Here is a 23,976-nt window from a genome sequence, read left to right on the forward strand (position 1 = left end):
GCCGGGCGCGGGCAACGGGCTTGACCGGTCGACGCGCAGTGGGTACGACCGCGTCAGTCGGCGAGCAGCGCCGTCTTCAGCCGCACCGGGTCGATGCGCCAGTAGTTGTGCACCACATCGTCGATCAGCACGACGGGGATCTCCTCGGCGTAGCGGGCGCGCAGTTCGTCGTCGTCGAGGATCGAGCGCTCATCGAACACGATGCGCGGCGCGGCATCCGTCGACGCGATCTCGTCCATCACGGCCTGCACCACGTCTCGTGCGTCGTCGCAGAGGTGGCAACCGGGCTTGCCGATGAGCGTGAGTCGGATGTCGCGTGGCACCCCTTCAGCCTATGCGCGGGTACAGCGAAAAGCGCCAGGCCGCATGGGCCTGACGCTCAGCCGAGTCTCGAAGGACTACTTCTTGTTGCGACGCTGGTGGCGCGTCTTGCGAAGCAGCTTGCGGTGCTTCTTCTTCGCCATACGCTTGCGGCGCTTCTTGATGACGGAACCCATCAGAACCTCACAGAAAAGATCGAGTCGGACGCGCGTGCCGCGGCCGGAGGCCAGAAAGCCTCGGGGTAGTCTACCGGATCCGAACGGCACCCTTCGCCCGATGGGTTAGCGTCGAGGGATGCCCCGCCCCGATCTCGTCATCCGAACCACCGAGGAAGCCGACTGGCAGGCCGTGCGCGCGCTGCGTCTCGAGATGCTGCGCGACACCCCGCTCGCCTACGGAGAGACGCTCGCCACGGCGCTCGACGCCGACGAGGCGACGTGGCGGGCACGTGCCATGCGCGGCACGACCCCGCGGCAGACCTCGATCGTTGCGATCGACGGCGAACGCTGGATCGGGCAGATGGGCGGCTATATTCCGGATGCTACGTCGGGGCCGATGCTCGTGGGCGTCTACGTCGCCCCAGAGCACCGCGGCGACGAGGCCGGAGTCTCACGGCTGCTGCTCGAAGCGGTCGAGCAGTGGGCGCGCGAGTTCGGCAGCACCCTGCGTCTCGAGGTGCACGAGGACAACCCGCGGGCGATCCGCTTCTACGAGAAGCTCGGCTTCACGCGCACCGGCCGCAGTCGCGAATACGAACTCGCGCCGGGCGGCCTCGAACTCGAGATGATCAAGCCGCTCTCCTGACCTCTGCGGGTTGAGCCGGTCGAAACCCGCACGGCAGACTGACCCCATGACCTTCGTCGACATCCTGCTCATCGTGGCGATCCTCGGCACCGGCCTCGTCGCCGGGGTCTTCTTCGCCTTCTCGGGGTTCGTCACCCAGGGCATCGGGCGCCTGCCTGCCGCCGACGCGGCGCGCGCCATGCGCGAGATCAACGTCACCGCGGTGCGGGCGCCACTCATGCTCGCGATCTTCGGCACGGCGCTCGCCGTCGCGGTGCTCGCCGTCGTCGCGTTCCTCGGCGAGCCCGAGGGTGCGACGTGGTGGTCGATCGGCGGCGCGGCGCTCTACCTCTTCGGCGTGGTGGGCGTGACGGCCGGCGCGAACGTGCCGCGCAACAACCGTCTGGCTGCGCCGGCCGAGACGGATGCCGCGGCGCTCGCCTCCGCCTGGCAGGCGTTCCGTCCGGGCTGGCTCGCGTGGAACCACGTGCGCACGATCACCTCTGCGGCGGCGTGCCTCGCGTTCGTGCTCGCGTTGCTCGCCGCGGTCTGAACGTCGGGAGGCTACTTGCGCTTGACGACTGCGGTGACCTGGTGGGCGGTCTCGGCGAACGCCTTGCCGATGGCGGAGGCGAACGCGAACTGCTCCTCGTTCAGCGGCACCTCGTCGCGCGCGCCGGCGCTCGCGAGCGTGGCGGCGTCGGCCGCGGCATCCGTCGACATGAACGGGATCAGCCAGTCTTCGAGCGTCTCGAGCGGCGTGCGGTCGAGCTTGTAATAGCGGTGCTGGCCCTCTTCGCGCACGGCGACGAGGCCCGACTCGCGCAGCACCTTCAGGTGCTTCGAGACCGTCGGCTGGCTCGCGCCGAGTGCGGCGACGATCTCGGAGACGCTGATCTCCCCGCCCGACGACGGCACCGCTGCCTCGCGCTCGAGGAGCACCGCGAGGATGTCACGCCGCGTCGAGTCCGCAACCACGTCGAAGATGTCCGCCATGCCCCAAGGTTAGTCACTCCGCGTGGGGAGTACCATGACTCACGCGTTCGCTGACGCACGGAGGGGGCTCGATGCGCGCACAGCCGATTGGTCGACTCGGTCGAGTCGATCGCCGGTCGTGGTTCGGCAAGGCGCGGGATGCGCTCGACACACTGGTCAAGAGTTCGCCGGCGCGATTCGCGATCCTCATCTTCGCGGCACTCATCCTCGTCACCACCCTGCTGCTGTCGCTGCCGATCGCCCGCGCCGGTGAACGCAGCAGCTCGCCCCTGGCCGACGCACTCTTCACCGCCGTGTCGACGATCTGCGTCACCGGCCTGACCACCGTCGACATGGCCACCTACTGGTCGCCGTTCGGCAACGGCGTCATCTTCATCGGCATGAACATCGGCGGCATGGGCGTGCTGACGCTCGCGTCGATCCTCGGCCTCGTGATCTCCCGCCGACTCGGCCTGCGGGCCAAGCTCATCGCCGCGAGCGACACCAACCCGTCGCGCGTGCACGTCGGCCCGGTCTCCGAACGCCAGGCTGTGCGTCTCGGCGAGGTCGGCGGGCTGCTCGTCACCGTCGCCGTCAGCACCCTCACGATCGAGGCCGTGATCATGCTCGGGATGATCCCGAGCGTGCTCGCCGCCGGCTACGACCTCGGCACCAGCATCTGGTACTCGGCCTATTACGCGGCCAGCGCGTTCACGAACACGGGGTTCAGCCCCAACGTGGCCGGCCCCGTGGAGTTCTTCGACGACTACTGGTTCCAGTCGCTCCTGATGATCGCGGTCTTCCTCGGCAGCGTCGGGTTCCCGGTGATCTTCGCGCTCGCGAAGATGTGGCGGAAGCCCCGGCGCTGGAGCGTGCACGTCAAGCTCACGCTCGCGACGACCGGCATCCTCTTCGCGCTCGGGGCGCTGGCGTTCCTCGTGCTCGAGTACGACAACCCGAAGACGTACGGCGGGTTCAACTTCGGCAAGACGCTGTTCGAGGCGCTGTTCATGTCGACGATGACGAGGTCGGGCGGCTTCTCGACGATCGACATGGCAGACCTGTACCCGTCGAGCCTGCTGGTCTCCGACATGCTGATGTTCGTCGGCGGTGGCTCGGCGTCGACCGCGGGCGGCATCAAGGTCACGACGCTCGCCGTGCTCTTCCTCGCCGCCTTCGCCGAGGCCCGCGGCGCGCCCTCGATGGAGGCGTTCGGTCGGCGCATCCCGCGCGACATCCTGCGCCTCGCCGTCAGCGTCGTGCTGTGGGGCGCGACGATCGTCGCGGTCTCGACCATCATCATCACCCAGATGACGAAGGCGCCGCTCGACTTCGTGCTGTTCGACGTGATCTCGGGGTTCGCCACGTGCGGCCTCTCGACAGGGCTCACGGCCGAGCTGCCGCCCGAGGGCAAGTACGTCATGGCGGCCACGATGTTCATGGGGCGGGTTGGTACAGTGACACTCGCCGCGGCCCTGGCGGCGAGCCAGCGCCGGCAATTGTTCAAGCGCCCGGAAGAGAGGCCCATCGTTGGTTGATCGAATCAGGCACGACGCCCCGGTGCTCGTGATCGGCCTCGGCCGCTTCGGAGCGGCCACCGCGGGCCAGCTCGACCGGCTCGGCCGCGAGGTGCTCGCCGTCGACGAGAGCGAAGCGCTCGTGCAGAAGTGGTCGGAGCGCGTCACCCACGCCGTCGTCGCCGACGCGCGCTCGCTCGACGCGCTGCGCCAGATCGGCGCGCAGGACTTCTCGATCGCCGTGTGCGCGGTGGGGTCGTCGATCGAGGCGTCCGTGCTCATCACGGCGAACCTCGTCGACCTGAAGATCCCGCAGATCTGGGCGAAGGCGATCTCGGCCTCGCACGGCAAGATCCTGCAGCGCATCGGCGCCAACCACGTCATCTATCCCGAGCGCGAGGCGGGTGAGCGCACCGCGCACCTCGTCAGCGGTCGCATGCTCGACTTCATCGAGTTCGACGACGACTTCGCCCTCGTGAAGATGTACCCGCCGAAGCCGATCCGCGGCAAGAACCTCACCGAGTCGGGCGTGCGGTCGAAGTACCGCGTGACCGTCGTCGGCGTGAAGAGCCCGGGCAAGCCCTTCACCTACGCGACCGAGCACACCGTCGTCTCAAACCACGACCTCATCATCGTCTCGGGCACCGAGAGCGACATCGAGCGGTTCGCCGCGCTCGAGTGATGGCCCCGGACTCCGCTCGGAGGCACGACCTCGGATTCACGATCGGCGGCATCGTGCTGCTGCTGGCAACGGTGCCGGTCGCGTACCTGCTGGTGCTGGCCACCTTCATGAGCCTCGACGCATGCGCCGGTCGTGATTGCCGGGGCATCCTCGTCCAGGCGATCGTCGTCGCGGTGAAGCTCACCCCCGGGATCGTCGCCGGCGCCGCCGTCATCGTCGCCGTCGTGATGCTCGTCCTGCGCCGCCGCGCCTGGTGGATCCCGCTGACGGGCATCGTCGTGATGTTCGTCGTGCTCATCGTCCTGGGCGAGCTTCTGCCGGCCGCCATCGCCGAGCAGCCGTTCGAGGTGAACCAGCCGGCGAACGCACCCACCGCGCCGAGAAGCGGTCTGTGACCGAGTCCGCAGCCCTTCCGCTCAGCCGACGAACATCAGCACGACGCCGATGACGGCCGAGGCCGCGGCGATGCCGATGAACACGAGGCCGAGGATGCGGATGACGCGTCGACCGGTCGGCGGCTCGTGCAGCCGCAGACGGTACGGCTCCCGCTCCTTGTAGTACGCGGGCTCCTCGTCGGGGTGCATCACGTGCGCGCGCTCGTCGGCGCTGAGCCGACGCGACTGGAACCCGTCGTCGGTGAACCATCGCACGATGCTGCCCTCGTCGTCATCGACGACGAGGGCTTCGGTGCGCAACCAGCGGCCGTCGGCCACGCGGATGAGGAGCGCGAGCAGCAGGCACGCGAGCCCCGCGGCGAGCGCGAACCATCCGATCACCTCGGTAATGACCGAGATGGTGTCCGCCGCATTCATGAGCCAAACGTACCGCCCAGCGGGCTGTCGCCACGCCACGTGAGCGACGCATTCGGATCCGCCGAGGAGGCGTTAGGACTCCGTGAGGATCGGCGCCGCGGCATCCGCTCGGGTGTTGCATCGACTCTGCCGGTCGAGCTCGTCGGAACCGGCCCGCCAGCAGCACCCGCGGCAGGCGGAACTCCCGAATCTGGAGTCTTCGTGCTCGACGTCGTCTACCTTCTCGGCATCATCGCCGTGTTCGTACTCGTCGGCCTCATCGCCAGGGGGGTCGAGAAGCTGTGATCTTCTTCGAGCTCCTCGCTGCCGCGTTGGGTGTCGCCGCCGTGGTGTACCTCGTGTACGCCCTCGTGAAGCCCGAGCGGTTCTGATGGGCGGCACCACCGGTCCGGACGTGCTTCTGGCCGTCCTGCAGGCGGCCACCCTCGCCCTCGTCCTCGCGCTCCTCTACCGCCCGCTCGGCGACTACATGGCGCGCCTCTACACGAGCGACCGCGACTGGAAATTCGAATCCGGGCTCTATCGCCTCATCGGCGTCGACCCGCGTTCGGAGCAGTCGTGGCCCGCCTACCTCCGCGGCGTGCTCGCGTTCTCGGTCGTCGGCCTGCTGTTCGTCTACGTGCTGCAACGCGCCCAGGCGGTGCTGCCGTACTCGCTCGGGCTGCCCGCCGTGCCCGAGGGGCTCTCATTCAACACGGCTGCCTCGTTCGTGGCGAACACGAACTGGCAGTCGTACTCCCCCGAGCTCACGATGGGCTACACGGTGCAGCTCGCGGGCCTCGCGGTGCAGAACTTCGTCTCGGCCGCCGTCGGCATCGCCGTCGCGGTCGCCCTCGTGCGCGGCTTCGCTCGCCGCGGCTCGAGCACGATCGGCAACTTCTGGGTCGACCTGTTCCGCGGCGCGTTCCGGCTGCTGCTGCCGCTCTCGGTGATCGGCGCGATCGTGCTCGTGATCGGCGGCGTCGTGCAGAACTTCAACGGCTTCACCGAGATCACGACGCTGGCCGGCAACACGCAGCAGCTGCCGGGTGGCCCGGTCGCCTCGCAAGAGGTCATCAAGCTGCTCGGCACGAACGGCGGCGGCTTCTTCAACGTGAACTCGGCGCACCCGTTCGAGAACCCGACGGCCTGGACGAGCCTCTTCCAGAACGTGCTCATGCTCGCGATCCCCTTCGCCCTGCCGCGCACCTTCGGCCGGATGGTCGGCTCGAACAAGCAGGGCTACGCGATCCTCGCCGTCATGGCGACGCTCTACGTCGTCTCCCTCACCGCGCTCAGCGCGCTCGAGGCGGGCGGCAACGGCACCGCGCCCGAACTCGCCGGCGGTGCGCTCGAGGGCAAGGAGGCGCGCTTCGGCATCTTCGGCTCGACGCTCTTCGGCACCACCTCGACGCTCACCTCGACGGGCGCCGTGAACTCGATGCACGACTCGTTCACCGCGATCGGCGGCATGATGCCGATGCTCAACATGATGCTCGGCGAGGTCGCCCCCGGCGGCGTCGGTTCGGGCCTCTACGGCATGCTCGTGCTCGCGATCATCGCGGTGTTCATCGCCGGCCTCCTCGTCGGCCGCACGCCCGAGTACCTCGGCAAGAAGATCGGGCCGCGCGAGATCAAGCTCGCAAGCCTCTACATCCTCGTCACGCCGACGCTCGTGCTCGTGGGCACGGCGCTGAGCTTCGCGATCCCCGGCATTCGGGAGGACGTCGAGTCGGTCTCGATCTGGAACCCCGGCATCCACGGGATGAGCGAGGTGCTCTACGCCTTCACGAGCGCGTCGAACAACAACGGCTCGGCGTTCGCGGGCCTCACCGCGAACACACCGTGGTTCAACACGGCACTCGGCGTCGCCATGCTGCTCGGCCGGTTCATCCCGATCGTGCTGGTGCTCGCCCTCGCCGGCTCCCTCGCCGCGCAAGACAGGGTGCCGGCCACCGCAGGCACCCTGCCCACCCACCGGCCGCAGTTCGTCGGCCTCCTCGTGGGCGTCACGGTCATCGTGACCGCGCTCACCTACTTCCCCGTTCTCACGCTGGGTCCCCTGGCGGAAGGGCTGAACTGACATGTCCACCATCACCACCGAACAACGCGCAGCGGATGCCTCGGCGTCGCTGTCGCAGCATCCTGAACCCGCCGGCCAGAAGCCGAAGGGCGCGTTCGGCGCGGCGCAGCTGCTCGCAGCCATGCCCGGCGCGTTCCGCAAGCTCGACCCGCGCCAGATGTGGCGGAACCCGGTCATGTTCCTCGTCGAGGTCGGCGCCGCGCTCACGACCGTGCTCGCGATCGCCGAGCCGTTCCTCGGCGGCCCCGGCTCGTCGGGCGGCACCGCCGTGCCGACCTCGTTCACCTGGGCGATCGCCGCCTGGCTCTGGCTCACCGTGCTCTTCGCGAACCTCGCCGAGTCGGTCGCCGAGGGCCGCGGCAAGGCGCAGGCCGACAGCCTGCGCCAGACCCGCACGTCGACGACCGCACGGCTCGTCACCGGCTACGACGAGTCGACGGATGCCGCGGCCGAACGCACCCCGCTCCGCGACGTCTCGTCGGCCGACCTCACGCTCGGTGACACCGTCGTGGTGACGGCGGGCGAGCTGATTCCCGGCGACGGCGACATCGTGCACGGCATCGCATCCGTCGACGAGTCGGCCATCACCGGTGAATCGGCGCCGGTCGTGCGCGAGTCGGGCGGCGACCGCTCGGCGGTCACGGGCGGCACCCGCGTGCTCTCCGACCGCATCGTCGTGCGCATCACCTCGAAGCCCGGCGAGACCTTCGTCGACCGCATGATCGCGCTCGTCGAGGGCGCCTCGCGCCAGAAGACGCCGAACGAGATCGCGCTGAACATCCTGCTCGCGAGCCTCTCGATCATCTTCGTGGTCGTCACGCTCACGCTGAACCCGATCGCGTCCTACGCGGCGGCGCCGGTCTCGATCCCGGTGCTCATCGCCCTGCTCGTCTGCCTCATCCCGACGACGATCGGCGCCCTGCTCTCGGCCATCGGCATCGCCGGCATGGACCGGCTCGTGCAGCGCAACGTGCTCGCGATGTCGGGCCGCGCGGTCGAGGCGGCGGGCGACGTCACGACGCTGCTGCTCGACAAGACCGGCACCATCACATACGGCAACCGCCGGGCGAGCGAGTTCGTGCCGATGCCGGGCGTGGAGGTCGCCGAGCTCGAACGGGCGGCGGCACTGTCGTCGCTCGCCGACCCGACTCCCGAGGGGTCGTCGATCGTCGAGCTGGCGGCGGAACGCGGCATCCGCTTCGAGAGCGCACCGGCCGGCGAGGTCGTGCCGTTCACGGCGCAGGCCCGCATGTCGGGGCTCGACCTGCCCGACGGCTCCAGCATTCGCAAGGGCGCAGGGTCGGCGGTCATCGCCTGGGTCGAGGCATCCGGTCGCATCGCCTCGTCGACGCGCGACGAGCTCGAGCAGCGCGTCGCGGCGATCTCGAACAGCGGCGGCACGCCGCTCGTCGTCGCCGAGAAGGACGCGAACGGCGCAGCGCGCCTCCTCGGCGTCGTGCACCTGAAGGACATCGTGAAGGACGGCCTCACCGAGCGCTTCGCCGAGCTCCGCGCGATGGGCATCCGCACGGTCATGATCACGGGCGACAACCCGCTCACCGCGAAGGCCATCGCCGCCGAGGCGGGTGTCGACGACTACCTCGCCGAGGCCACGCCCGAAGACAAGATGGCGCTCATCAAGCGCGAGCAGGCGGGCGGCAACCTCGTCGCCATGACGGGCGACGGCACGAACGACGCCCCGGCGCTCGCGCAGGCCGATGTCGGCGTCGCGATGAACACCGGCACCTCGGCCGCGAAGGAGGCCGGCAACATGGTCGACCTCGACAGCGACCCGACGAAGCTCATCGAGATCGTGCGCATCGGCAAGCAGCTGCTCATCACGCGCGGCGCCCTCACGACGTTCTCGATCGCCAACGACGTCGCGAAGTACTTCGCGATCATCCCGGCAATGTTCGCGGGTGTCTTCCCCGGGCTCGCGGTGCTGAACATCATGCAGCTGAGTTCGCCGGCCTCGGCGATCCTGTCGGCGATCGTCTTCAACGCGATCGTCATCGTGTTCCTGATCCCCCTCGCCCTGCGCGGCGTGAAGTACCGGCCCGGCGGCGCGTCCGCGATCCTCGGCCGGAACCTCCTCGTCTACGGCCTCGGCGGCATCATCGCCCCGTTCATCGGCATCAAGCTGATCGACCTCGTCGTCAGCCTCATCCCGGGCTTCTAGGCCCGGGCGAAAGGACATCCTCATGAGCTCCACACGCACGACGGCCCGCACCCACTGGGTGGCGATCCGCGCGATGCTCGTCTTCACCCTCGTGCTCGGCGTCGCCTACACGATCGTCGTCACGGGCATCGGGCAGCTCGTACTGCCCGCCCAGGCGAACGGATCGGTCGAGCGCTCGGACGGCGAGGTCGTGGGCTCCGCGCTCATCGGCCAGTCGTTCGCGGATGCCTCGGGCGAGCCGCTTCCCGAATGGTTCCAGCCGCGACCCTCGGCGGCCGGCGACGGCTACGACGGCGGCGCGTCGAGCGGCAGCAACTGGGGCCCCGAGAACACCGACCTCATCGCCGCGATCGAGGAGCGGAAGGCGCAGGTCGCCGCATTCAACGGCGTCTCCGAAGCGGATGTCCCGGCCGATGCGGTCACCGCGTCGGCGTCGGGCCTCGACCCGCACATCAGCCCCGAGTACGCACTGCTGCAGGTGGCACGCATCGCCGGCGAGCGCGGCCTGGCCGAATCCGAGGTGCGCGAACTCGTGGAGTCTAGGATTCAGGCACGGGATCTCGGGTACCTGGGCGAGCCCACCGTCAACGTGCTGCAGCTGAACCTCGCCCTCTCCGAGCTGGGCTGAGGGGCGAGCTGATGAGACGGGGGCGGCTTCGCGTGCTGCTCGGCGCCGCCCCCGGCGTCGGCAAGACCTACTCGATGCTCGAGGAGGGCAGGCGACTGCGCGGTGACGGCAGGGACGTCGTCGTGGCATTCGTCGAGACGCACGGGCGAAAGGCCACCGCGTCGATGGTCAGCGGGCTCGAGGTGCTGCCCCGCACCACGATCGAGCACCGCGGCATGGGCCTCGAAGAGATGGACCTCGACGCGGTGCTCGCACGCCGGCCCGAGATCGCCCTCGTCGACGAGCTCGCGCACACGAATGCGCCGGGCTCGCGGCATGCCAAGCGCTGGCAAGATGTCGACGAACTGCTCGACGACGGCATCGACGTGATCTCCACGGTCAACACGCAGCACATCGAGTCGCTCGGCGATGTCGTGCAGCAGATCACCGGGGTCGCCCAGCGCGAGACCATCCCTGATGCCGTGCTGCGGGCCGCCGACCAGATCGAGGTCGTCGACCTCGCCCCGCAGGCGCTGCGCGACCGGCTCGCGAGCGGCCTCGTCTACCCGGCCGAGCGCATCGACGCCGCCCTCTCGAACTACTTCCGGCTCGGCAACCTCACCGCACTGCGCGAACTCGCGCTGCTCTGGCTCGCCGACGAGGTCGACTCCGCGCTCACGGCCTACCGCGTCGAGCACGGCATCGATCGCAAGTGGGAGGCGCGCGAACGCGTCGTCGTCGCCCTGACCGGCGGCCCCGAGGGCGAGACACTGCTGCGCCGAGGCGCCCGCATCGCCTCGCGCTCATCGGGCGGCGAGCTCATCGCAGTGCACGTCACGAATCCCGACGGCATGCGGGCGCGGCATCCGGGCGCCCTCGATCACCAGCGCACGCTCGTCGAACAGCTCGGCGGCACCTTCCACCAGGTCGTCGGCGAAGACGTGCCCCGTGCGCTCGTCGACTTCGCGAGGGCGGCCAACGCCACCCAGCTCGTCATCGGCGTCAGCCGCCGGTCGCGGCTCGCCGCAGCGTTCACCGGGCCGGGCATCGGGGCCACCGTCATCCGCGAGTCCGGCGACATCGACGTTCACATCGTCACGCACGCGGCGGCGGCGGGCTCGGGCTTCTCGCTTCCGAAGCTCGGCGGTGCGCTCAGCCGCCGGCGCCTCATCGCCGGCTTCGCCGTCGCACTCGTCGCCGGGCCGCTGCTCAGCTGGCTGCTCGTGACGTTCCACACCGAGACGTCGATCACGAGCGACGTGCTGGCGTACCAGTTGCTCGTCATCGTGGTCGCCCTCATCGGCGGCATGTGGCCTGGCCTGTTCGCGGCGGTGCTCTCGGGGTTCACCCTCAACTTCCTCTTCGTCGAACCGACGCACACGCTCACGATCAGCGACCCGAGACAGTTGCTCGCCCTCGTCTTCTACGTCGCCAACGCGCTGCTCGTCAGCTACGTCGTCGACCAGGCCGCGCGTCGCACCCGCGTCGCCCGCCGCGCAGCCGCGGAGTCGCAGCTGCTCGCGACCCTCGCCGGCAGCGTGCTGCGAGGTGAGGACGCCCTGCAGGCGATGGTCACCCGCACCCGTGAGGCGTTCGGCCTTACCGGTGTGCGGCTCCTCGTCGACGGCGAGACCAAGGTCGCCGACGGCGAGCCGAGCCGCGACGACCGGGTCACCGAGATCCCCATCGGCGGCCGCGGCGTGCTCGAACTGCACGGACAGGACCTCGAGGCATCCGAGCGCCGCCTGCTGCAGGTGATCGCCGCCCAGATGGATGCCGCGATCGAGCACGGCGCGCTCGCGACCGCCGCCTCTGCGGCCGGCGCCCTCGTCGAGACCGACCGCATGCGATCGGCCCTGCTCGCGGCCGTCGGGCACGATCTGCGGCGCCCGCTCACCTCGGCGTCGGCGGCAGTGAGCGCCCTGCGCTCGCACGAGGTCGAGCTGCCCGCCGCCGAGCGCGACGAGCTGCTCGCGACCGCCTCCGAGAGCCTCGACGCACTCGCCGAGCTCGTCACGAACCTGCTCGACGTGAGCCGGGTGCAGGCCGGGGCGCTCGCCGTCACCCTCGCCCCCACCGAGGTCGCGGACGTCGTGCTGCCCGCGCTCGACGAGCTCGCGCTCGGCCCCGCCGACGTGGAGCTCGACCTCGCCGACGACCTGGCCCCCGTGCTCGCCGACGGTGTGCTGCTGCAGCGTGTCGTCGTGAACCTGCTCGCGAACGCCGTGCGCCACAGCCCCGACGGCGAGCGCGTTCGGCTCGCCGCGAGTTCGTTCCAGGGCCGCACCGAACTGCGCGTCGTCGATCGTGGGCCCGGCATTCCTGCCGAACGCCGCGACGAGGTGTTCACGCCGTTCCAGCGCCTCGGCGACACCGACAACGACACGGGCCTCGGGCTCGGGCTCGCGCTGTCGAAGGGCTTCGTCGAGGGCATGGACGGCACGCTCGACGTCGAGGACACCCCCGGCGGCGGCCTGACCATGGTCGTCACGCTGCCTTCCGCCGGGATACCGACCACGACCACTTCGACAACCACCACCCCCACCGAGGAGCTGCGATGAGGATCCTCCTCGCCGATGACGACGACCAGCTGCAGCGGGCGCTGCGCATCACGCTCGCCGCGCGCGGCTACGAGGTCGTCGCTGCTCGCGACGGTGCCGAGGCGATCGACCTGGCGGCGAACGCGCACCCCGACCTGATCCTCCTCGACCTCGGCATGCCCCGCGTCGACGGCCTCGACGTCATCCGCGCGGTGCGCGCATGGTCGAAGGTGCCGATCCTCGTGCTCTCGGGTCGCACCGACTCCGCCGAGAAGGTCGACGCCCTCGATGCCGGCGCCGACGACTACGTGACGAAGCCCTTCGCGATGGACGAGCTGCTCGCCCGCATCCGAGCCCGCGCCCGGTCGACGAGCGGCGACGCGGATGCCTCGGCGTACGCGATCGGCGCCCTCACGGTCGACCTGGCCGCGAAGACCATCAGGTCGACGGATGCCTCGGGGCACGCGACATCCGTACGCCTGACGCCGACGGAGTGGCGCCTGCTCGAGTTGTTCCTCAAGAACCCGGGAAAGCTGCTCACCCGGCAGATGCTGCTGAGCGAGGTGTGGGGGCCGTTCCACGCGAACGATGCCGGATACCTGCGTCTCTACGTCGCCCAGTTGCGGCGCAAGCTCGAGCCGACGCCGTCGGAGCCGCGGTTCTTCCTCACCGAGCCCGGCATGGGCTACCGCTTCGAGCCGGGTGCCGCCGAGGCCGCATCACCGCCGGTCGAGTAGCCACGAAGGAGCGTCTCGAGACCCGGCTCGGGTTCAGGCAGCCGACACCCGCGCGACGGATGCGGCCGCCACGGCAGCTCTCGGCATCGTCGGCAGTCGTCGATTGCCGGGGCGCGGTCGCTGCTGCGGGTCGAGATGCACCGGTGGCGTGAACCACGTCTGCGCATCGCGCACCGTGATGATCCACCCGTCGTCATGTACTCGGTGATGATGATGCGAACACAGCATGATGCCGTTGCCGAGGTCAGTGCGGCCGCGATGCCGCTTCCACCACCGGATGTGATGCGCCTGCGTATGCGATGGCGGACGGTTGCATGACGGCCAGGCGCAACCGCCGTCTCGCTCGACGAGGGCGAGCTTCTGCGCAGGCGTGAAGAGCCGGGCGGCTCGGCCGAGTTCGAGCGGCTCGGAACGGTGACCGAGCAGCAGCGGGCTGATGCCGGCCGACATCGCCAGCTCTCGCACCGTTGCGACCGAGATGGGCTGGTCGATGCCGTCGATCGTGCCGTGCCCGCGACCGTCGGCCAGCGCCCCTGCGTCGATGCGCGCGACCACCGTCGTCTGTCTGAGCGCCGCGGGCGCCTGCTTCGCCCCGAGCGAGAGGCGAGCAATGTCGGCGAGCGCGTCGGCGTTCATCTGCGCGATCGTGCGCTGCTCGTCGAAGATCGCATCGGGCCCGCCGATCGTGCCGGACTCGTCGATCGCATCGAGCACGCCGGCGCGCGCGGGCACACCGCCCGCGGAATTCGCGCCACCGGCGCCGACGCCGATGCCGACGCCGTCAGCATCGCACTCGCTTTCGGCCACCGCGCCGAAGCCGCGCTTCGCGTCGCGTGCCCGGTGCAGCTCGGCACCGACGAGCGCCTCGACGGCCAGCTTGATCGGAGCGCCGTTCACCGGGTCGAACGCGCCCTGCAGCTGGATCATGCCGGCGCGGTCCTCCCAGATGCGCAGCCCGCGCTGCGAACGCAGCTCGTCTTCGCGGGGCTTGACACCGTCGGGATCGAGTCGCGCCTGCAGTTGCTTGATCAGCCGCGTGAGCCCGTCGACCCCGACGGTCGGCGCACGTTCGACCAGCAGCAGTTCGGCCTCGTCCACCTGCTGCCGATCGGCACGGGGGGCCACCCCGTCGAGGAATCGGCGGATCGTCTCGGCTGCATCGACGCACAGCGAGCCGGACTCGAGGCCGGCGGCCAGATGCGGGTGCCGCGGTGGCAGCGCCTGACCGGTGAACGACGCCCGCGGAGCGGTCGCCTCGCCCACCGCCACGAGCTTGGCGGCGTCGCTGAACCGGCCGCCGGTGGCTGACGCGATGAGCCGCTCTGCCGAGGAGAACCCGTGCCTGCGAGCAACATCATCTTCACCGCCCGAGCGCGAACGACTCGCGAGCTCGGCAGCGCACTTCGCCTGGAGCGACTGCACGCGACGCGCCAACTCGGCGAGCGACTCGGTCACGCGAACCAGCCCATCGCCGCTCATGGCCGCCACATCGGCAATCGAATCGGTCGATGGTCGAAGCAGCGCGCCCGCCCAGATCTCATCGGCGAGATCGCACGCGACTCTCAGGTCTGAGAGTGCTGCGCTGGCTTCGGGCATGGCTTCATTCTAGCGAAAATCGGCGCTGGAATCGAACAAATGTTCGAATGAATCGGCGAATGATCGGCGACGCGTGAGGCAGGCAAGGCAGGCAGCACGAACCCAGTCGAGCTAGTCGAGACGTTCGAGCCGTTCGAGCCGTTCGAGCCACCCCGCAGCCGTGGCACCGTCGAACGGCGCCTCGCGCCCGCGCACCGCTCCCAGCACGGCGTCGGCATCGGCTCGAACGCGCGCCACCAACTCGGGCGGGTATCCGAACTCCATCGCGTGCTGGGCGAACTCGTCCTCGTCGTCGATGAATGCCGGCGACCCGGCGCGCTCCACGATGTCGAGATCGAGGTCGACGTAGGAGACCGTCCAGCCCGGCGACCCGGGCGGCCCCGGCGCCACGGCCGAACCCGGCAACCCCGGCGCACCCGGCAACCCCGGCGACCCCGCTACCCCCGCGGCATCCGCTCGCCACTCGGGAACCGTCGCGAGGTCGACGTAGGTGCCGAGCCCCCGCGGATGCTCCGCGTTGAAGCCGGCCGCCCAGCCCGCGCGCGGGAAGAGCGACACCGAGTCCCACGTCGCGGTGAAGGCATGGCCAGGCCGGGCGAACCGGGTGCCGGCCGGGAATCCGACCCAGTCGCCGTGCTCATCGGCACCGAGCCAGCGGCCGTCGAACTCCCAGTGCGGCTGCCCGAGCCACTTCGTCGCGCGAACCCGCACGAGATCTCCGGGGGCACGGGGGCGGTCGTCGGCGGCGCTCACCCGACCACCGTATCCGCGCCTACGCTGGAACCCGTGGACTGCTCCTACTTCGACGCCGGGCGTTGCACCTCGTGCTCGCTCATGGGGCAGCCCTACGAGCGGCAGCTCGCCGACAAGCAGCGGCACGCCGAAGACCTCCTGCGCGCGCACACGGGCCTCGACTGGCTGGCCCCGATCGGCAGCCGCGAAGGCGGCTACCGCAACAAGGCGAAGATGGTGATCGGCGGCACGACGGCGGCCCCGACGATCGGCATCCTCGACGCCGACGGCCACGGCATCGACCTCGAGGCGTGCGGCATCTGCTCCCCCGGCCACCGGGCGGCGTTCCCGGTGATCGCGGCGTTCATCACGCGCGCCGGTCTCACGCCCTACGACGTGCCGAGCCGCACGGGCGAGCTCAAGCACCTGATCCTCACCGAGTCGCCCGACGGCGAGCTCATGATCCGCTTCGTGGTGCGTTCGACCGAGCCGGTCGGGCGCATCCGCAAGCACCTGCCGTGGCTCCTCGCCGAGCTGCCGAATGCGCGCGTCGTCACCGCGAACGTGCTTCCCGAGCACAAGGCCGTGCTCGAGGGCGAGCACGAGATCGTCTTCACCGAGGCCTCCACGCTGCCGATGCGCCTCGGCGACGTGACGATGCACCTGCGCCCGCAGAGCTTCTTCCAGACCAACACCGAGATCGCCGAGGCGCTCTACGTCGAGGCGCGCGACTGGGTGCGGGCGCTCGCGCCCGATTCGGCATGGGATCTCTACTCGGGCGTCGGCGGCTTCGCCCTCCACATCGCGGATGCCGCGGCATCCGTCACCGGCATCGAGACGAGCGTCGAGGCCGTCGCGAGCGCCGAGCTGAGCCGAACGGATGCCGCGCTCTCGCGCGTGCGGTTCGAGGCCGGCGACGCCACCGCCTTCGCCCTGGGAGCAGACACGGCGCCCGATCTCGTGATCGTGAACCCGCCCCGTCGGGGCATCGGCCGTGAGCTGAGCGGATGGCTCGAGGCATCCGCTGTTCGTCACGTGCTGTACTCGAGCTGCAACGCGGCCTCGCTCGCGCGCGACCTCGAGGCGATGCCGTCGCTGCGGCCGGTGCGCGGCCGCGTGTTCGACATGTTCCCGCAGACGACGCACTTCGAGGTCATGGTGCTGCTCGAACGGGTCTGAAGCGGGGTCTGAGTCGGGAAAACCGGCCCGGTTCAGGCATTTCCGTGCGCGTGGGCTATACTGGCAGGTCACGCCGAAGGAGGCGACATGAAGAGGATCCCTACATTCCTCGCGACGATGGTCGTCGCGACCTGGCTGTTCATGATCGGCTTCGCCGCCGGTTTCGAGAGTGAACTCGCCGCCCACCCGACGCTCACCCGTGAGCACCCCGACGCATTGGTCGCCGGTCTCACGATGGGCGCCAGCGCCGTCGGCGCGATGCTGGTGATCGTCGCCAGCGTGCGCGTCGCGAAGATGCTCGTCAGGGCTCGCTCTGGCAAGGCGCACGCCGCGCTGTAGCGCCGGTGGCCTGGGCGCCGTCTCGAGCTCCGAAGCGCGTTCCGAGACGGCGCCCTGCACTCCGCCGCTCGAACGTGCCTGCTCAGGCGCCCGCTGCGAGCTCGCGCGCGCGGGCGAGCGCGGCATCGGTGGCGCGGTCGAAGATCTGCTTGAACCCGGCCTCCTCGAGCACGGCGACGGCGCGCTCGGTCGTGCCCTTCGGGCTCGTCACTCGTCGGCGCAGCTCAGCGGGGCCGTCGTCTGAGGCGGCGAGCAGCTCGCTCGCACCGCGGAACGTTCCCTCGACCATCACGGATGCCTGCTCGGGCGTGAAGCCCTTGTCGACCGCAGCAGCCGTGAGCTGTTCGATCAGGTAGAAGACGTAGGCCGGGCCGGATCCCGAGATCGTCGAGAGCGCGTCGATCTGCGCCTCGGGCACGACGAGCACTTCGCCGACGGTTTCGAACAGGGCCACGGCGAGCGCGAGATCGTCATCGCTCGACCGGGTGCCTGCCGCGACGCCCGTGACCGCCCGCCCGACGACGGCCGGGGTGTTCGGCATCGACCGGATCACCGAGACCGACTCGGGCAGCAGCGACTCGAACGTCGCGACGGTGACGCCGGCCGCGACGCTCACGACGATCGCACCGGGCTCGAGGGCGTCGGCGATCTCCTCGAGCAGGGCGGGCACCATCGCTGGCTTCACGGCGACGACCACGAGCTTCGCACCCGCGACGGCCGTGCGGTTGGCCGCGGCATCCGTCTCGGTGGCGTATGCGACGACGCCGGGAAGCCCGGCGAGTTCCGTCGCCTTCTCCTCGCTGCGATTCGTCGCACGGATGCCGCCATCGACCTCGATGCCCGGCTGCAACAGGCCGGTCAGGATGGCGCGGGCCATCGAGCCCGCCCCCAGGAACGCGATCGCGGGCAGTCGGACGGGGGCCTCGGCACTCATGCGACCATCCTAGATTCGAGGCCCGATCCTGTGGCCGGGCGACGCAGACTCAGCCGATCATCCGCCTTTAGGATTGCTCCATGAGCGCATCGGGCGGCACCAAGGCAATCATCGCGGCGTTCCTCGCCAACACGGGCATCGCCCTGACGAAGTTCATCGCGTGGTTCTTCTCCGGCTCGGCCTCGATGCTCGCCGAGGCCGTGCACTCGGTCGCCGACGCGGGAAACCAGCTGCTGCTGATCCTCGGCGGCCGCAAGGCGAAGAAGGCCGCTGACAAGGAGCACCCGTTCGGCTACGGCCGCGAGCGCTACGTCTACGCCTTCGTCGTGTCGATCATCCTGTTCTCGGTCGGCGGCATCTTCTCGATCTACGAGGGCGTCGACAAGCTGACGCACCCGCACGAGCTCGAGAACGCGTGGCTGCCGCTGCTCGTGCTCGCGATCGCGATCGTGCTCGAGTCGTTCTCGCTGCGCACCGCGGTGAAGGAGTCGAACCACATCCGCGGCCGCCAGAGCTGGGTGCAGTTCGTGCGCCGCGCGAAGGCCCCCGAGCTGCCCGTCGTGCTGCTCGAAGACGTCGCGGCCCTCATCGGCCTCGTCTTCGCGTTCATCGCGGTCGGCCTGACGGTGCTCACCGGCAACCCGCTGTTCGACGCCATCGGCACGCTCATGATCGGTACGCTCCTCGTGCTCGTGGCGATCGTGCTCGGCATCGAGACGAAGTCGCTGCTCGTCGGCGAGGGCGCCAGCGACGAAGACGTCACCCGCATCGAGCAGGCGATCCTCGCGGGCCCCGAGGCCGAGCGCATCATCCACATGAAGACCCTCTACCTCGGCCCCGACGAGCTGCTCGTCGGCGCGAAGCTCGGCTTCACGTCCGACCAGCGCCTGCTCGAGGTCTCTGCGGCGACGAACGCGATCGAATCGCGCATCCGCGAAGCGGTGCCCGCGGCGCGCGTCATCTACATCGAGCCCGACATCTACGTCGAGCCGAACCACCCGGCGCCGCCGACCGACGCCATCGTCATCAAGGGCCTCGAGTGACGGAGGCTCGTCGCACCGCACTGGTGCTGCGCCACGATTCCGCGATCGGCCTCGGCAATCTCGGCCCCACGCTCGAGGCGCACGGCTACGAGATCGTCACGGTCGATGCCCCGTCGACGGATGTCGCAGCGCTCGATGCTCTCGCGCCCGACCTCGTCGTGGTGCTCGGCGGTGACGAGGGTGCGTACGAGACCGACCGCTACCCGTACCTGGCCGACGAGATCGCACTGCTCCGCACCCGCATCGACGCCGAGGCGCCGATCTTCGGCGTCTGCCTCGGCGCGCAACTGCTCGCGAAGACGCTCGGTGCCGAGGTCTACAAAGGACCGAAGAAGGAGGTCGGCTGGCTGACGGTCGAGCCGACCGCTGCCGGCGCGAACTCGCCGGTGCGGCACTTCGCCGGGGTGCCGACGGTGCAGTGGCACGGGGACACCTTCGAGCTGCCCGAGGGTGTCGAACGACTCGCGTCATCGGGTGCCTACGAGAACCAGGCCTTCGCGAAGGGCGAGTGGCTGCTCGCCGTGCAGTTCCACCCCGAGGTCACCGACGAGATCCACGAGGACTGGCTGCGCGAGTGGGGCGACGAGTTGCCCGCGTACGGCCTGACTCGAGAGCAGCTCCGCGAGGAGCGCGCGTCGTTCGGGCCGGTCGCGGAGGCGGCATCCGCTCGACTGCTCGGCGAATACCTCGAGGGGCTCGAGGCCCGCGACAGGCGTGCCGCGTAGCACCCGCACCGCCTCGGAACCACGCCGGTCGAGGAGGCGCTGGCGCGCATACTCGACCGACGATTCGGACTAGAAGTGCGTGCCGCCGTCGATGCGCACCTCGGTGCCCGTGATGAAGGCGCCGTCGTCGCTCGCGAGCATCGCGACCACGCCGGCGACGGTCTCGGGGCTGGCCATGCCCTGCGCGATCGCCGGGGTGAGCTTCATGAAGAGGCTGAAGTCGGCGTCATCGGGCAGGCCGGGGCCCTGGCTCTGCTTGCTCTCGCCGCTGCCGTCGGTCATGCCCGAGGAGATCGAGCCGGGCTGCACCGAGTTGAAGCGGATGCCCTGCTTGCCGTACTCCGCGGCGAGCGCGTGGGTCATCGACTGCACGCCGCCCTTGCTGGCCGCGTAGGCGGCCATGTACGGGTGGGCGAACGCCGCCGACGTCGAACTGAAGTTCACGACCGCCGGCCCGTCTCCCTCCCGGAGCGCGGGGATCGCCTCGCGGATCATGAGGAACGTGCCGACGAGGTTCACGGTGATGACCTGCTGGAACTGCTCGAGGGTCGTCTCGTGCGTGTGCGAGGAGCGCAGGATGCCGGCGGCGTTGACGAGCACGTCGAGTCCGCCGAGCGCGGCGATCGCAGCGGCCACCCCGTCACGAACGGATGCCTCGTCGGCGATGTTCACGACGACGGTCGTGAGGCGGTCGGCGGCGTCGCCGGCCTTCGCGACGGTGTCGGCGAGGCCGGCCTCGCTCACGTCGGCGGCGACGACGACGCCGCCCTCGGCGAGCATGCGCAGCACGGTGGCCTGGCCGATGCCGGAGCCTCCGCCGGTGACCATCGCGCGGCGTCCTTCGTAACGGTTCATGACTGGTGACCTTTCAGCTTCGGGAAGTTGTGTTACACGTTACGCCAGCTTGGCACGTTGTGCCAGCGTGGCGCCGGACGCCACCGATGACGCAGCATCGCGTACGCTTCGAACGTGGATGAGAGACCTCCGACGCTGACCGAACGCCGCAAGGCCGCGACCCAGCTCGAACTCGCCCGCGCCGCAGCCCGACTCTTCACCGACCGCGGTCCCGACGCGACGACCGCCGAGGAGATCGCCTCGGCAGGAGGCGTCGCGCTGCGCACCTTCTACCGCTACTTCCGCACGAAGGAGGACGCCGTCGCGCCGCTCCTCACCGTCGGCGCCGACCACTGGCGGGCGCTGCTCGCGGCATCCGATCGTTCCGTCGACCCGCTGACCGCGATCGAGCGGGCGATCGCCGAGGCGCTCACCCCGCCGGGCGATGACCTCGAAGGAGTGAGCTGGACGCGCGGCCTCCTGCGCGCCGGCGTCGACGACCCCGCCCTCATGAACGTCTGGTACCGCGTCAACCGGGAGTCCGAGACGAAGCTGCGCGGCGTCATCCTCGAACTCGCCGGGCCTGCGGTCGACGAGCCCACCGCACGACTCGTCGCGGCAGCGGCGACCGACGCGATCCGCATCGCGCTCGAGGCTTGGGCGGAGACGGACGACCCCGAGGTCGGACCTGGGTCACCGGCCGAGCGCGCCGTGCACAACTTCCGCCGCCTCTCGGCCGGCCTCAGTGCCGCCTGAGCGGGTCCTCGAAGAATTCGAGCAGCAGCTGCGCCGCGGCATCCGCTTCGACGCCCGCGAAGACCTCGACCCGGTGATTGAGCCGTCGATCCCGCAGCACGTCGTAGAGCGAACCGGCCGCGCCGGCCTTCTCATCCCACGCGCCGAACACGACGGTCGGAACGCGCGCCGCGAGGATCGCCCCCGCGCACATGACGCACGGCTCGAGCGTGACGACGAGGGTGCACTCGGTGAGCCGCCAGTCGCCCGTGACCTCGGCCGCTGAACGAAGCGCCAGGAGTTCGGCGTGCGCCGTCGGATCGCCGTGCAGCTCGCGTTCGTTGCGACGCGCGGCGATGACCTCGCCCGCGGCGTCGACGACGATCGCGCCGACCGGCACGTCGCGCGTCGCGGGCGCCTGGGCGGCCTCGGCGAGCGCGAGGCGCATCCATTCACGGTGCTGCGGCAGCTCCACCTTCTCCACCTCCGCGCTCGACCCGCCCGAACTAGACTCGAGCCTATGCGAGTCCACGTTGCCGACCACCCGCTCATCACCCACAAGCTGACGGTGCTCCGCGACGAGAAGACCCCGTCGCCGGTGTTCCGCTCGCTCGTCGAAGAGCTCATGACGCTCCTCGCGTACGAGGGCACTCGCGGCGTGCGGGTCGAGCCGGTCGACATCGTCACCCCGGTCTCCCCCACCACTGGCGTGCGCATCGCCGACCCGAAGCCGCTCATCGTGCCGATCCTGCGCGCCGGTCTCGGCATGCTCGAGGGCATGGTGAAGCTCGTGCCGACCGCCGAAGTCGGCTTCCTCGGCATGGCGCGCAACGAAGAGACGCTCGAGCCGACGACCTACGCCGAGCGACTGCCCGACGACCTCAGCGACCGGCAGTGCTTCGTGCTCGACCCGATGCTCGCCACGGGCGGCTCGCTCATCGCGGCGATCGAGTTCCTGCTGAAGCGCGGGGCGACGGATGTCACGGCGATCTGCATCCTCGCAGCACCCGAGGGGCTGGCTGCGGTCGAGCAGGCCATGGAAGGTCGCGGCGAGGTCACCGTCGTGCTCGGCGCCGTCGACGAGCGCCTCAACGAACTGGGCTACATCGTGCCCGGCCTCGGCGATGCGGGCGACCGCCTCTACGGCACGGTATAAGCGCCACCGCCAACGACGTCCGCCGAAGGATCTTCGAGCCTCGACATGCCGGGGCGAGTATCCGACGCGGAACATTTCTGAAACTGCGTACTCATCGCAGAATCTTGCACGCTTGCTCATCGACTGACTGATCCTGCCGGATGCCTCTCAGCATCGCGCACCGCGTGCGATGTCACACCCCGTCACGCGACGGTCACGAATTGACACATGCTCGGCGATCGGTTTGACTGACGCTCATGACAGACACCGCACGCAACCTGACCGCCCACGGCGCTCTCAGGACGACCGGCATGATGATGCCGGCACGTGCAGCCATGTGTTGTCGAATGTGCCGCTGACCGCGACCCCACCGCCGAGTTCCGCAGCCGATCCGCACCCAGATCGACGCCGACTCCTCTGAACCCGCCGCATCCGGGGGTTCGCCCGGCCGTCCGGCCATTCGCTCAGACCCCGACTCCAGGGGTCCGTCGCTGCACCCTTCACGCAAGGATCCTCCGTCATGTCTCTCGCATTCGCACCCGCTCCCGTCCGTCCCGTCCAGGCCCGCACCGCACCGTCGCTCTCCGCGGCACCGACGCACGCATCCGCTCCGCTCCGCTCGCTCCCCGCTGAGGCAGCGCCCGCCATCGGCGCGACCACGCCCTCCGACGCGGCGACCGCAGCCCGCAGCCCTCGGGTTCGCGCCGTGCCCGAAGGCACCGAAGCTCGCGGCTTCGTGCTCTACGTCGGCATCGACGAGGCCAAGGCCCTCGCCGACGGCACGACCCTTCACCGCATCGTCGAGGCGCTGCGCGCACTGACGGCCGAGGTCTCCCCGTCAGCCGAGACGTACGCCGCGGTCGCACTCGCACCGGAGGGCGCCGGCGGCCGCGATGTCGACGTCGTGCGCCTCGCCCTGCAGGACCCGTCGGCGCTCGCGAAGCAGCGCGAAGGCCAGGGCGTCCGCGACGACGCCGACCGTCACCCCAACGGCGTGATCATCGACATCTCGCGCAAGCGCGTGCTGCTCGACGGCGAGGCCGCCGGCCTCACGTACAAGGAGTTCGAGCTGCTGCAGTACCTCGTGCTCCGCGAGGGCCGCACGATCGACCGCCACGAGCTCATCGACAACCTCTGGGACGCCGACGACGAGGCCCCGAGCGAGCGCACGATCGACGTGCACGTGCGTCGCCTGCGCTCGAAGCTCGCCCACTACCAGGACATCGTGCGCACGGTTCGTGGCGTGGGCTACCGCTTCGACCGCCACGCGGACGTCTCGATCCGCCAGGCGTCGACGCCCTCCCCCGACCTGTACTGAGGCCCCGCAGGCGCCGCCGAGTGCCGCGGAACGAACTCGTTCGAAAAATAACAGAACGATAACTAGCGCCTGTTACCGATCCGTTATATATTCGGAACTGCACCGCTTGTTTGCTGTGGCAGGCGGTGTGGAATGTGATTGCAGGACACTCTTGGTGCAAGGGAGAGGGCCGGTCGTCAGCCTCTACGACC

28 protein-coding genes are annotated in these 23,976 nt (G+C 69.9%); 19 read left to right on the forward strand and 9 right to left on the reverse strand.

The genetic code is table 11. From position 1 onward, the window contains the following. Window positions 1-53: 53 nt before the first annotated feature. Both VPH61_RS02890 and VPH61_RS02895 read right to left on the reverse strand, forming a co-directional pair. Window positions 54-323, reverse strand: a complete 270-nt coding sequence (locus VPH61_RS02890; RefSeq protein WP_332062011.1) for a glutaredoxin family protein — start codon at window positions 321-323, stop codon at window positions 54-56. A gap of 75 nt (window positions 324-398) precedes the next feature. Beyond that, on the reverse strand, window positions 399-497 hold the full coding sequence (locus VPH61_RS02895; RefSeq protein ID WP_003792170.1) for a 30S ribosomal protein bS22: 99 nt from the start codon (window positions 495-497) through the stop codon (window positions 399-401). Window positions 498-615: 118 nt separating this feature from the next. Between VPH61_RS02895 and VPH61_RS02900 the strand changes: the two genes are divergently transcribed. Continuing rightward, a complete protein-coding gene (locus tag VPH61_RS02900; protein WP_332062012.1) occupies window positions 616-1,125 on the forward strand; it encodes a GNAT family N-acetyltransferase in 510 nt (169 codons plus the stop codon). Between the two features lie 46 nt (window positions 1,126-1,171). Then, complete coding sequence (locus VPH61_RS02905) at window positions 1,172-1,657, forward strand: anthrone oxygenase family protein (RefSeq protein WP_332062013.1); 486 nt, start codon at window positions 1,172-1,174, stop codon at window positions 1,655-1,657. 11 nt (window positions 1,658-1,668) lie between these two features. On the opposite strand, the gene VPH61_RS02910 is transcribed toward VPH61_RS02905, so the two are convergent. Further along, a complete protein-coding gene (locus VPH61_RS02910) occupies window positions 1,669-2,100 on the reverse strand; it encodes an ArsR/SmtB family transcription factor (RefSeq protein WP_332062014.1) in 432 nt (143 codons plus the stop codon). A gap of 71 nt (window positions 2,101-2,171) precedes the next feature. On the opposite strand from VPH61_RS02910, the gene VPH61_RS02915 reads away from it, so the two are divergent. The 3 genes from VPH61_RS02915 to VPH61_RS02925 are packed head-to-tail and all read left to right on the forward strand — an operon-like array spanning window position 2,172 to window position 4,673. Continuing rightward, on the forward strand, window positions 2,172-3,617 hold the full coding sequence (locus VPH61_RS02915; protein ID WP_332062015.1) for a TrkH family potassium uptake protein: 1,446 nt from the start codon (window positions 2,172-2,174) through the stop codon (window positions 3,615-3,617). Continuing rightward, the gene (locus tag VPH61_RS02920) at window positions 3,610-4,278 is read left to right on the forward strand and encodes a potassium channel family protein (protein ID WP_332062016.1); all 669 of its coding nucleotides are present in this window, start codon (window positions 3,610-3,612) and stop codon (window positions 4,276-4,278) included. Before VPH61_RS02915 ends, VPH61_RS02920 begins: the two co-directional genes overlap by 8 nt. A gap of 53 nt (window positions 4,279-4,331) precedes the next feature. Next, a complete protein-coding gene (locus VPH61_RS02925; RefSeq protein WP_332062017.1) occupies window positions 4,332-4,673 on the forward strand; it encodes a hypothetical protein in 342 nt (113 codons plus the stop codon). A 21-nt stretch (window positions 4,674-4,694) separates the two neighbouring features. On the opposite strand, the gene VPH61_RS02930 is transcribed toward VPH61_RS02925, so the two are convergent. Continuing rightward, window positions 4,695-5,090, reverse strand: a complete 396-nt coding sequence (locus VPH61_RS02930; RefSeq protein WP_332062018.1) for a hypothetical protein — start codon at window positions 5,088-5,090, stop codon at window positions 4,695-4,697. A gap of 39 nt (window positions 5,091-5,129) precedes the next feature. On the opposite strand from VPH61_RS02930, the gene VPH61_RS02935 reads away from it, so the two are divergent. From VPH61_RS02935 to VPH61_RS02965, 7 genes are read left to right on the forward strand one after another with little or no spacing between them, the layout of a single operon-like run. Then, window positions 5,130-5,375 (forward strand): hypothetical protein, encoded by a 246-nt coding sequence (locus tag VPH61_RS02935; RefSeq protein ID WP_332062019.1) that lies wholly within the window; start codon window positions 5,130-5,132, stop codon window positions 5,373-5,375. Continuing rightward, the gene (locus VPH61_RS02940; RefSeq protein WP_022891167.1) at window positions 5,372-5,461 is read left to right on the forward strand and encodes a potassium-transporting ATPase subunit F; all 90 of its coding nucleotides are present in this window, start codon (window positions 5,372-5,374) and stop codon (window positions 5,459-5,461) included. The genes VPH61_RS02935 and VPH61_RS02940 overlap by 4 nt, the downstream gene beginning before the upstream one ends. Then, a complete protein-coding gene (gene kdpA, locus VPH61_RS02945) occupies window positions 5,461-7,152 on the forward strand; it encodes a potassium-transporting ATPase subunit KdpA (protein WP_332062020.1) in 1,692 nt (563 codons plus the stop codon). Before VPH61_RS02940 ends, kdpA begins: the two co-directional genes overlap by 1 nt. 1 nt (window position 7,153) lies before the next feature. Then, on the forward strand, window positions 7,154-9,331 hold the full coding sequence (kdpB, locus tag VPH61_RS02950; RefSeq protein WP_332062021.1) for a potassium-transporting ATPase subunit KdpB: 2,178 nt from the start codon (window positions 7,154-7,156) through the stop codon (window positions 9,329-9,331). 22 nt (window positions 9,332-9,353) lie between these two features. Next, complete coding sequence (kdpC, locus tag VPH61_RS02955; RefSeq protein WP_332062022.1) at window positions 9,354-9,959, forward strand: potassium-transporting ATPase subunit KdpC; 606 nt, start codon at window positions 9,354-9,356, stop codon at window positions 9,957-9,959. Window positions 9,960-9,970: 11 nt separating this feature from the next. Continuing rightward, window positions 9,971-12,499, forward strand: a complete 2,529-nt coding sequence (locus VPH61_RS02960) for an ATP-binding protein (RefSeq protein WP_332062023.1) — start codon at window positions 9,971-9,973, stop codon at window positions 12,497-12,499. After that, on the forward strand, window positions 12,496-13,215 hold the full coding sequence (locus tag VPH61_RS02965) for a response regulator transcription factor (protein ID WP_332062024.1): 720 nt from the start codon (window positions 12,496-12,498) through the stop codon (window positions 13,213-13,215). Before VPH61_RS02960 ends, VPH61_RS02965 begins: the two co-directional genes overlap by 4 nt. Window positions 13,216-13,248: 33 nt before the next feature. Here the strand turns inward: VPH61_RS02965 and VPH61_RS02970 are convergent, their stop codons facing one another. Further along, a complete protein-coding gene (locus VPH61_RS02970; protein WP_332062025.1) occupies window positions 13,249-14,811 on the reverse strand; it encodes an HNH endonuclease signature motif containing protein in 1,563 nt (520 codons plus the stop codon). Between the two features lie 111 nt (window positions 14,812-14,922). Beyond that, complete coding sequence (locus VPH61_RS02975) at window positions 14,923-15,564, reverse strand: hypothetical protein (protein ID WP_332062026.1); 642 nt, start codon at window positions 15,562-15,564, stop codon at window positions 14,923-14,925. Window positions 15,565-15,597: 33 nt separating this feature from the next. Here VPH61_RS02975 and rlmC point away from each other — a divergent pair, with 33 nt between their 5' ends. Next, entirely contained in the window at window positions 15,598-16,722 is a 1,125-nt protein-coding gene (rlmC, locus tag VPH61_RS02980; RefSeq protein ID WP_332062027.1) for a 23S rRNA (uracil(747)-C(5))-methyltransferase RlmC, read from the forward strand. An 87-nt stretch (window positions 16,723-16,809) separates the two neighbouring features. After that, the gene (locus tag VPH61_RS02985) at window positions 16,810-17,061 is read left to right on the forward strand and encodes a hypothetical protein (protein ID WP_332062028.1); all 252 of its coding nucleotides are present in this window, start codon (window positions 16,810-16,812) and stop codon (window positions 17,059-17,061) included. Between the two features lie 82 nt (window positions 17,062-17,143). On the opposite strand, the gene proC is transcribed toward VPH61_RS02985, so the two are convergent. After that, window positions 17,144-17,995 (reverse strand): pyrroline-5-carboxylate reductase, encoded by an 852-nt coding sequence (gene proC / locus VPH61_RS02990; protein WP_332062029.1) that lies wholly within the window; start codon window positions 17,993-17,995, stop codon window positions 17,144-17,146. Window positions 17,996-18,075: 80 nt separating this feature from the next. On the opposite strand from proC, the gene VPH61_RS02995 reads away from it, so the two are divergent. Together VPH61_RS02995 and VPH61_RS03000 are read left to right on the forward strand one after the other, a co-directional pair. Continuing rightward, window positions 18,076-19,038, forward strand: a complete 963-nt coding sequence (locus VPH61_RS02995; RefSeq protein ID WP_332062030.1) for a cation diffusion facilitator family transporter — start codon at window positions 18,076-18,078, stop codon at window positions 19,036-19,038. Next, window positions 19,035-19,763, forward strand: a complete 729-nt coding sequence (locus VPH61_RS03000; RefSeq protein WP_332062031.1) for a glutamine amidotransferase — start codon at window positions 19,035-19,037, stop codon at window positions 19,761-19,763. The genes VPH61_RS02995 and VPH61_RS03000 overlap by 4 nt, the downstream gene beginning before the upstream one ends. A 69-nt stretch (window positions 19,764-19,832) precedes the next feature. Here the strand turns inward: VPH61_RS03000 and VPH61_RS03005 are convergent, their stop codons facing one another. Next, window positions 19,833-20,618 (reverse strand): SDR family NAD(P)-dependent oxidoreductase, encoded by a 786-nt coding sequence (locus VPH61_RS03005; protein ID WP_332062032.1) that lies wholly within the window; start codon window positions 20,616-20,618, stop codon window positions 19,833-19,835. 114 nt (window positions 20,619-20,732) lie between these two features. Here VPH61_RS03005 and VPH61_RS03010 point away from each other — a divergent pair, with 114 nt between their 5' ends. Continuing rightward, a complete protein-coding gene (locus tag VPH61_RS03010; RefSeq protein WP_332062033.1) occupies window positions 20,733-21,353 on the forward strand; it encodes a TetR family transcriptional regulator in 621 nt (206 codons plus the stop codon). Here the strand turns inward: VPH61_RS03010 and tadA are convergent. Then, window positions 21,340-21,807, reverse strand: a complete 468-nt coding sequence (tadA, locus tag VPH61_RS03015; RefSeq protein WP_442879058.1) for a tRNA adenosine(34) deaminase TadA — start codon at window positions 21,805-21,807, stop codon at window positions 21,340-21,342. The two genes, VPH61_RS03010 and tadA, sit on opposite strands and share 14 nt — an antisense overlap. Before the next feature lie 45 nt (window positions 21,808-21,852). Here tadA and upp point away from each other — a divergent pair, with 45 nt between their 5' ends. Then, window positions 21,853-22,488 (forward strand): uracil phosphoribosyltransferase, encoded by a 636-nt coding sequence (gene upp, locus VPH61_RS03020; protein ID WP_332062035.1) that lies wholly within the window; start codon window positions 21,853-21,855, stop codon window positions 22,486-22,488. A 499-nt stretch (window positions 22,489-22,987) separates the two neighbouring features. Further along, window positions 22,988-23,785, forward strand: coding sequence for a winged helix-turn-helix domain-containing protein (locus VPH61_RS03025; RefSeq protein ID WP_332062036.1), 798 nt, complete (start codon window positions 22,988-22,990; stop codon window positions 23,783-23,785). Window positions 23,786-23,976: the final 191 nt, after the last annotated feature.

The organism is Agromyces sp. CCNWLW203, assembly GCF_036576125.1.
GTDB lineage: Bacteria > Actinomycetota > Actinomycetes > Actinomycetales > Microbacteriaceae > Agromyces.

Excerpts from the sequence above, each read along its gene's own strand:
- VPH61_RS02895 (WP_003792170.1), bottom strand. The coding sequence starts at position 497 with ATGGGTTCCGTCATCAAGAAGCGCCGCAAGCGTATGGCGAAGAAGAAG.
- VPH61_RS02900 (WP_332062012.1), top strand. The coding sequence starts at position 616 with ATGCCCCGCCCCGATCTCGTCATCCGAACCACCGAGGAAGCCGACTGG.
- VPH61_RS02905 (WP_332062013.1), top strand. The coding sequence starts at position 1,172 with ATGACCTTCGTCGACATCCTGCTCATCGTGGCGATCCTCGGCACCGGC.
- VPH61_RS02910 (WP_332062014.1), bottom strand. The coding sequence starts at position 2,100 with ATGGCGGACATCTTCGACGTGGTTGCGGACTCGACGCGGCGTGACATC.
- VPH61_RS02915 (WP_332062015.1), top strand. The coding sequence starts at position 2,172 with ATGCGCGCACAGCCGATTGGTCGACTCGGTCGAGTCGATCGCCGGTCG.
- VPH61_RS02930 (WP_332062018.1), bottom strand. The coding sequence starts at position 5,090 with ATGAATGCGGCGGACACCATCTCGGTCATTACCGAGGTGATCGGATGG.
- kdpA (WP_332062020.1), top strand. The coding sequence starts at position 5,461 with ATGGGCGGCACCACCGGTCCGGACGTGCTTCTGGCCGTCCTGCAGGCG.
- kdpB (WP_332062021.1), top strand. The coding sequence starts at position 7,154 with ATGTCCACCATCACCACCGAACAACGCGCAGCGGATGCCTCGGCGTCG.
- kdpC (WP_332062022.1), top strand. The coding sequence starts at position 9,354 with ATGAGCTCCACACGCACGACGGCCCGCACCCACTGGGTGGCGATCCGC.
- VPH61_RS02960 (WP_332062023.1), top strand. The coding sequence starts at position 9,971 with ATGAGACGGGGGCGGCTTCGCGTGCTGCTCGGCGCCGCCCCCGGCGTC.
- VPH61_RS02965 (WP_332062024.1), top strand. The coding sequence starts at position 12,496 with ATGAGGATCCTCCTCGCCGATGACGACGACCAGCTGCAGCGGGCGCTG.
- VPH61_RS02970 (WP_332062025.1), bottom strand. The coding sequence starts at position 14,811 with ATGCCCGAAGCCAGCGCAGCACTCTCAGACCTGAGAGTCGCGTGCGAT.
- VPH61_RS02985 (WP_332062028.1), top strand. The coding sequence starts at position 16,810 with ATGAAGAGGATCCCTACATTCCTCGCGACGATGGTCGTCGCGACCTGG.
- proC (WP_332062029.1), bottom strand. The coding sequence starts at position 17,995 with ATGAGTGCCGAGGCCCCCGTCCGACTGCCCGCGATCGCGTTCCTGGGG.
- VPH61_RS02995 (WP_332062030.1), top strand. The coding sequence starts at position 18,076 with ATGAGCGCATCGGGCGGCACCAAGGCAATCATCGCGGCGTTCCTCGCC.
- VPH61_RS03005 (WP_332062032.1), bottom strand. The coding sequence starts at position 20,618 with ATGAACCGTTACGAAGGACGCCGCGCGATGGTCACCGGCGGAGGCTCC.
- upp (WP_332062035.1), top strand. The coding sequence starts at position 21,853 with ATGCGAGTCCACGTTGCCGACCACCCGCTCATCACCCACAAGCTGACG.
- VPH61_RS03025 (WP_332062036.1), top strand. The coding sequence starts at position 22,988 with ATGTCTCTCGCATTCGCACCCGCTCCCGTCCGTCCCGTCCAGGCCCGC.